The following is a 6,927-nucleotide window of genomic DNA, read 5'->3' as shown; positions in this document are numbered from 1 at the left end:
ACCTCCGCCCAAGCCGAAGCTGGCGCCCAAGCCCGCGCCGCCCGCCGCCGCGAAGGCGCCGCCGCCGGCCGCGCCCACCGTGGCACCCGCGCCCATCGTCGTTCCCAAGGAAGTGCCGCTGGAGAAGCCGCCCGAGTCCGCGACGGAGACGGTGGCCGCCGCGCCCATCGCCGTGGGTGGCACCGGCGCGCTCGTTCCTGGCGGCGTGGTGGGCGGCGTCCCCGGCGGTGACACGCTCGCCGGCGGTGGCGGCCGTGTCGCGCCCATCAATCTTCCCGAGTCCGGCACGCCGCCGGAGCCCCTGTCCTCCAACCTCACGCCGGAATACCCCTCCGCGGCCCGCTCCAAGGGCCTGGAGGGCCTGGTCATCCTCAAGGGCGTGGTGGGCGTGGATGGCCGCGTCACCCAGCTGAGGGTGATGCGCGGCGACGAGCCCTTCGCCAGCGCGGCCATGGCCGCGGCGAAGACGTGGCGCTTCAAGCCCGCCATCGTCGGCGGTCAGCCCACGGCGGTGTTCCGCATCTTCAAGGTTCCGTTCCGTCTCAAGTCGTAAGCCGAAAAGGCCTCACCCGCACCTGCCCCCCAGGAGCAACCCGTCATGAACTTCAATCTCAGGGACATCTACAACCACATGGGTGTGTTCGCGCTGGGCATCGCGTGGACCCTCATCCTCTTCGCCGTCGCGTCCCTCGCGGTGTTCTTCGAACGCCTCTTCGTCTTCTTCCGCTCGCGCTCCATCTCCAAGCGCTTCGCGTCCCGCGCCGGTCCGCTCCTCACCCAGCACCAGCATGAGGCGCTGGTGCAGGAGGCGGAGGCCACCAAGGGCAGCCACCTGGCCATGCTGCTGGGCGGCGGCATGAAGCACTTCCTCGCGAAGTCTCGCGCGCCGGCCGGCAAGCTGGGCCCGGTGGAGCTCACGCGCCGTGAGCTGGTGCGCATCAACGAGCGCGTCAGCGCGGACGTGCGCCGCGGCATGTCCGTGCTCGCCACCGTCGGCTCGGTGGCGCCCTTCGTCGGTCTGCTCGGCACGGTGGTGGGCATCATCGAGGCCTTCTCCGGCATCGCCAAGGAAGGCTCCGGCGGCCTGGGCGCGGTGTCCGCCGGTATCGCCGAGGCGCTCGTCGTCACGGCGCTGGGCCTGCTCGTCGCCATCCCCGCGGTGCTGATGTTCAACTTCCTCTCCACCCGCGCCGACTCGCTCCAGCTCTCCCTGGACGCCGCGCGGAGCGAGTTCATGGACTACCTGGAGGACCTGGGGCCGCAGAAGCCCGCCGCCACCAACGGCGCCGCGGTGGCCACGGGCCCGGAGCTGGCTGCTCGCAAGGAGTCCCGCGATGTCCACCCCGCGTAGGAGCCTGACGCCGGAGATGAACGTGACGCCCCTGGTGGACGTCGTGCTCGTCCTCCTCATCATCTTCATGGTCGTCACGCCCCAGATTGAGTCCGGCGCCGCGGTGGAGCTGCCCACCGCGACGAACCCGGACAAGGAGAACAAGGAGCTGACGCCCACCACGGTGAGCCTGTCCGCCACCGGGGCCTTCTACCTGGACCGCAAGGAGCTCAAGCGCGACGCGCTCATGGCCGAGCTGAAGGCCGTGCGCGCGAAGGACCCGGACTCGCCCGTGGTGCTCAAGGCCGACCGGGGCGTGCGCTACTCCGAGGTGCGCGGCCTCTTCAAGGCGATGCAGGAGCTGGGCTTCCCCGGCATCAACCTGCAGGTCGTCGACAAGCAGAAGAACTAGGAGCGCACGCCATGGCATTCGACCTCGGAGGCGGGAAGGGCGGCATCCGCCCGGCGATGAACGTGACGCCCCTGGTGGACGTGGTGCTCGTCCTCCTCATCATCTTCATGGTCGTCACCCCGCTGATGACGAAGCAGATGTGGATGACGGTGCCCGCCAAGGGTGATGACCCGGAGGCTGCGGCCCCTCCTCCCGACGCAAAGCCACCCGTGGTGCTCACGGTGGACAAGTCCGGCGTGCTGCGCATCAACCGGGAAGAAGTGCCCCGCGACCAGGTCGTGGCCCGGCTCCAGCGCATGCTCAACGCGCGCCCGGACAAGATTGTGTTCTTCGACGCCAGCGATGATGTGCCGTACGGCGCCGCCATGGACGTGCTGGACCTCGCGCGAGGCGGGGACATCACTGTCGGCGTGCTGCCGGACAAGCTCGCGGATTGATGCAGCGCCGCGGCGGACCGTGACACCGAGTTTGCGGTCCGCCGCCTGAATCGTCACAGCCCCTTCATCCAGATGCCATGCGTGTCGCGTTCTCTACGCGCACCTCGGCAAGGAGTGTCGTGTTGTCTCGCACTGCCCCCCTGCGCGCCTTCTTGGCCGCGCTTGTCATGACAGCTACGCCCGTGTTCGCACAGGCGCCCGGCGTTCCGGGCTCGGCTCCCGCGGTCGACCCCGTCACGCAACCGCTCCCCCAACCCGAGGAATCCCAACCGTCGCAGCCGAAGGACACCGCGACGCAGCCGTCTGGGATTGCCGCTCCGCCCACCGCGGCTGACCCTTCCGCGCAGCAGCCCGCAGATGAGGCCATGGAGGGAATGAGCGACGAGGCGATGCTGGCCGAGTCCGCCGTCCCGCCCCCGGGCTTCACCGGCATCCACGGCCGCGTGACGGACGAAGCCAACGGTGAGGGCCTCATCGAGGCCACCGTGAAGGTCGTGACGGGCGCCCAGAAGCAGGTGCTCACCGACCTGGACGGCTTCTACCGGGTCGCGCTGCCGCCCGGAAAGTACGACCTGCGCGTCTTCTATGACGTGTACCAGGGCCGCCGCGTCACCGGCGTCGTGGTGTCGAAGGGCAAGGCGACGAAGCTGGACATCGCGCTCGGCGCGGACGAAGGCGCGGTGCAGGAGGTCGTCGTCGAGGCCCGCGCGGACCGCCGGGCCGAGGGCGCGCTGCTCCAGGAGCGCAAGAAGGCCGCCGCCGTTTCGGACGCCATCAGCGCGCAGGAAATCGCGCGCACGCCGGACTCCAGCGCCTCCGACGCGGTGAAGCGCGTGGTGAGCGCCACCGTGGTGGACGGCCGCTACGTGCTGCTGCGCGGCCTGGGTGGCCGCTACAGCACCACGCTGCTCAACGGCGCGCTGCTGCCCAGCACCGAGCCGGATGAGCCCAGCGTCCCGCTGGACATCTTCCCCACCAGCCTGCTCGCCAACCTCAACGTGGTGAAGAGCTACACGCCGGACCTCCCCGGCACCTTCGGCGGCGGCACGCTGCTCATCGAGACGCACTCCTACCCGAGCGAGTTCGAGCTCAAGCCGCGCATCAGCCTGGCCGGCGACTCCGTGACGACGTTCCGCGAGCGCAACGCCCAGGCCCAGGGCGGCTTCTTCGAGGACCTGGGCTTCCCCAGCGGCAGCCGCCAGCTCCCCAACGCCATTCCGCGCGACAGCGGCCTGGGCATGTCAGGTGAGTCCAGCGACGTGCTGGAGCAGCAGTACCGCAGCTTCCCCAACATCTGGCAGGCGCGCCGCACCACCGCGCTGCCCAACATGGGCCTGGGCGTGTCCATGGGCGACACCCTGCGCTTCGGCAACAGCCGGCTGGGCTACCTGGCCAGCGCCAACTACGGACACCGCGACGGCGTTCAGGAGGGCACCTTCGCCCGCGTCGACCGCGACGAGACAGGCACGCTCAACGCGCGCGACGCGGCCCGCAGCACGCAGGGCTTCGAGACGGCCAGCCTCAGCGGCCTGGGAAGCGTCGGCTTCCAACTGGACCGCGACAACGAGCTCACCTGGTTCGGCCTCTACACCCGCGGCACCGACACCCGCACGTTCACCGCGCGCGGCAGCAACATCGTCCGCGGGGAGAGCTACGAGAGCACGCGCCTGCAGTTCGTCAGCCGGCAGCTCTTCTTCAACCAGCTCCGGGGCTTCCACCGCCTGGGGCTGCTGGGGGACGCGGAGCTGGATTGGCAGGCCAACCTGTCCCGCGTGGACCGCGACGAGCCCGATACCCGCGACACCCTCTACAGCGACAACCTCTCCGCGCCGTCGGGCACGCCCACCTTCCCCAACCAGCCCAACAGCGGAGAGCGCTTCTTCGCCGAGCTGGGCGAGACGTCCACGGGCGGCAGCCTCAACGTCACCGTCCCCCTCTCCGCCGTCCGGCTGAAGGTGGGCGGGCTCACCCAGGTGTCCTTCCGTGACTTCGGCGCGCGCCGCTTCCGCTACCTGCTGGGCAACACCCCGGTGGACCGCACGCTCCCCCCCGAGCAGCTCTTCGCCCCGGAGAACCTGGGCACCGGCATCCGCGTGCGTGAGAACACCCGGCCGGACGATGCCTATGACGCGTACCTGGGCATCTTCGCCGGCTATGCGTCCGCGGACGTCCAGCCGACGGACGCCCTCCGCCTGGTGGGCGGCCTGCGCGTGGAGTCCTCCATCCAGCAGCTCACGCTGAAGGACCCGTTCACCGGCGCCTCCGGCACGGAGAACCGCGCCGAGTACCTGAACCTGCTGCCGGCCTTCAACGCCATCTACGCGCTGACGCCCACCGTGAATGTGCGCGCCGGCTACAGCTACACGCTGGCGCGGCCCACCTTCCGCGAGCTGGCGCCGTTCATCTACTTCGACTTCGTGCGCCGCCGGAACGTGTCCGGCAACCCGGACCTGCTCCAGACGCGCATCCACAACATCGACGCGCGCGTCGAGTGGTTCGCGGGTGAGAACGAGGTCCTGGCCGCCAGCGCCTACTACAAGCGCTTCCAGGACCCCATCGAGCGCGTCATCCGCAACCCCGAGTCGGGGGACCTCAGCTTCGAGAACGCCGCGGGCGCCAACACCTACGGCGTGGAGCTGGAGGCGCGCGCGTCGCTGGCCCGCCTCACCCAGACGCTGAAGGCCGTGCGCGTGGGCGCCAACCTCACGCTCATCCAGTCCGACGTGGACCTGGGTGACCCCAACGTGGTGGGCGCGCAGACGAACCGCAACCGCCCCCTCCAGGGCCAGTCCCCGTACGTCATCAACCTCAACGTCGGCTACTCGCGCCCCGAGAGCGGCACCGAGCTGACCGTCCTCTACAACGTGTCCGGCCGCCGCATCAGCGAAGTGGGCGTCCAGGGCCTGCCGGACATCTACGAGGTGCCCTTCCACCGCGTGGACATCTCGCTGACGCAGCAGCTCGGCGCGGCGCAGCTCAAGCTCACCGCGGCCAACCTCCTCGACTCGAGCGTCACCCTCCGCCAGGAGTCGGTGGACGTGCAGACGTACAAACCCGGCGTCGCCTTCAGCGCGTCCCTGGGCTGGTCCCTCTAACCACAGAAGGAAGCACACCCATGAAGCGCCTCTTTGCCTCCCTCCTGACGCTCTCCGCCCTCTCCCTGACGCCTGCCTGCGGCGACGACAACGACAACACGCCCGACCCCAACCCGCCGCCGACGGACACCACCGAGGACGTGTCCGCCAACATCACCCAGGACACCACCTGGAAGGCGGGCGTCACGTACACGCTGAAGAACTACGTCTTCGTGGAGAGCGGCACGCTCACCATCGAGCCGGGCGCCCGCATCCTGGGCGACCAAGGCAGCGCGCTCATCGTCACCCGCAACGCGAAAATTCACGCGGTGGGCACGGCGCAGGCCCCCATCGTCTTCACCAGCTCGCGGCCCGAGGGCAGCCGCGAGCCCGGTAACTGGGGCGGCGTGGTGCTGCTCGGCAAGGGCCGCCTCAACGTGGCGGGCGGCGAGAACACGGTGGAGGGCTTCTTCGCCTCCGGCAACAACCCGCTGACCCGGTACGGCGGCGGCGCCACCCCGGACGACGCGCACGACTGCGGCACGCTGAACTACGCGCGCATCGAGTTCGCCGGCTTCGAGCTGTCCGAGGACAACGAGCTCAACGGCCTCACCGTGGCCGGCTGCGGCTCGGACACCAACCTGGACTACATCCAGGTCCACATGGGCGCGGATGACGGCGTGGAGTTCTTCGGTGGCTCGGCCAACCTGTCGCACGCCGTCGTCACCCAGGCGGATGACGACTCGCTGGACTACGACCTGGGCTACAGCGGGAAGATTCAGTTCTTCATCGCGCAGCAGAACGCGGTGGTGGGCAACTTCGGCATCGAGGCCTCCGGCAACAAGAACGACAACGCGGCCACGCCGCGGTCCGCGCCGGAAATCTGGAACGCGACCTTCATCGGCTCGGGCCGTCCGGCGGGCACCACCCCCGCGCAGGCAGGCATGGTGTTCAACACCGGCGCGGGCGGGAAGCTGAACAACGTCATCATCGCGAACTTCGCCGACCTGGCGGTGGACGTGAGCGGCACGGCCTCCGCGGCGCTGTGGAACGCGGCCACGCCGGAGCTGTACCTGCGCAACACCCTCTTCTGGAACAACCGCGGCGACAACGCCTCCATCCCCGCGGCGCCGAACCCGACGGTGGACGCTGGCGGCAACGTCACCAACCCGGACTCGTCCAACTTCAACGAGCCGGAGAAGGTGCTGGCCTCCGGCCTGAACAACCGCGTGCAGGATCCGCAGCTCACCGACGCGCTCAACCTGACGGCGCCGAACTTCATGCCGGCGGCCGGCTCGCCCGCGCTCAACCCGGACTCCGCCGCCACGCCGCCGGAGGGCTTCGACACCTCCGCCCGCTTCGTGGGCGCGGTGGGCACCACCAACTGGCTGGCCGGCTGGACGGCCTTCCCGCAGGACTGACGTCCCCACGCTGAGCTGAGCCGGGCCCCTCCACGCGAGCGCAGGTGAGGGGCCCGGTCCCATGGCCCGGTCGAGTGCGGCGCGCGGAGGGGGGCTCCGGCGACGGCACCCGGCCGGGCCGTGGCCTTTGCAGCGCCCGGAGCCTCCTGGCGTCCCTGGGCCCACCGCCCCGCGCGGCCCGTCCTCGCGGGGTTGTCATCCCCGGCGGCTCCCCCAACGTTTCTCCGGTGGCGGGCCCGACTCCTGCCTGCCC

The 6,927-nt window shown here is 70.2% G+C and carries 6 protein-coding genes; all 6 read left to right on the top strand.

The window, feature by feature from the left end:
* On the top strand, nucleotides 1–553 hold a 553-nt coding region (locus HV824_RS11930), incomplete at its 5' end, for an energy transducer TonB (RefSeq protein WP_176423310.1).
* Nucleotides 554–598: 45 nt separating this feature from the next.
* Entirely contained in the window at nucleotides 599–1,351 is a 753-nt protein-coding gene (locus HV824_RS11925) for a MotA/TolQ/ExbB proton channel family protein (RefSeq protein WP_176423309.1), read from the top strand.
* Nucleotides 1,335–1,742: a biopolymer transporter ExbD gene (locus tag HV824_RS11920; protein ID WP_163784468.1), complete on the top strand. Its 408-nt coding sequence runs from the start codon at nucleotides 1,335–1,337 to the stop codon at nucleotides 1,740–1,742. The genes HV824_RS11925 and HV824_RS11920 overlap by 17 nt, the downstream gene beginning before the upstream one ends.
* An 11-nt stretch (nucleotides 1,743–1,753) precedes the next feature.
* On the top strand, nucleotides 1,754–2,179 hold the full coding sequence (locus tag HV824_RS11915; protein ID WP_176423308.1) for a biopolymer transporter ExbD: 426 nt from the start codon (nucleotides 1,754–1,756) through the stop codon (nucleotides 2,177–2,179).
* Nucleotides 2,180–2,256: 77 nt separating this feature from the next.
* Complete coding sequence (locus HV824_RS11910) at nucleotides 2,257–5,274, top strand: TonB-dependent receptor (protein ID WP_176423307.1); 3,018 nt, start codon at nucleotides 2,257–2,259, stop codon at nucleotides 5,272–5,274.
* A gap of 20 nt (nucleotides 5,275–5,294) precedes the next feature.
* On the top strand, nucleotides 5,295–6,674 hold the full coding sequence (locus HV824_RS11905) for a hypothetical protein (protein ID WP_176423306.1): 1,380 nt from the start codon (nucleotides 5,295–5,297) through the stop codon (nucleotides 6,672–6,674).
* Nucleotides 6,675–6,927 lie beyond the last annotated feature (253 nt).

It is taken from the genome of Myxococcus sp. AM009 (genome assembly GCF_013372605.1).
Classification (GTDB): domain Bacteria; phylum Myxococcota; class Myxococcia; order Myxococcales; family Myxococcaceae; genus Myxococcus; species Myxococcus vastator.
The sequence above is the reverse complement of the archived record's forward strand: the minus strand, read 5'-3'. Positions and strand labels throughout refer to the sequence as shown.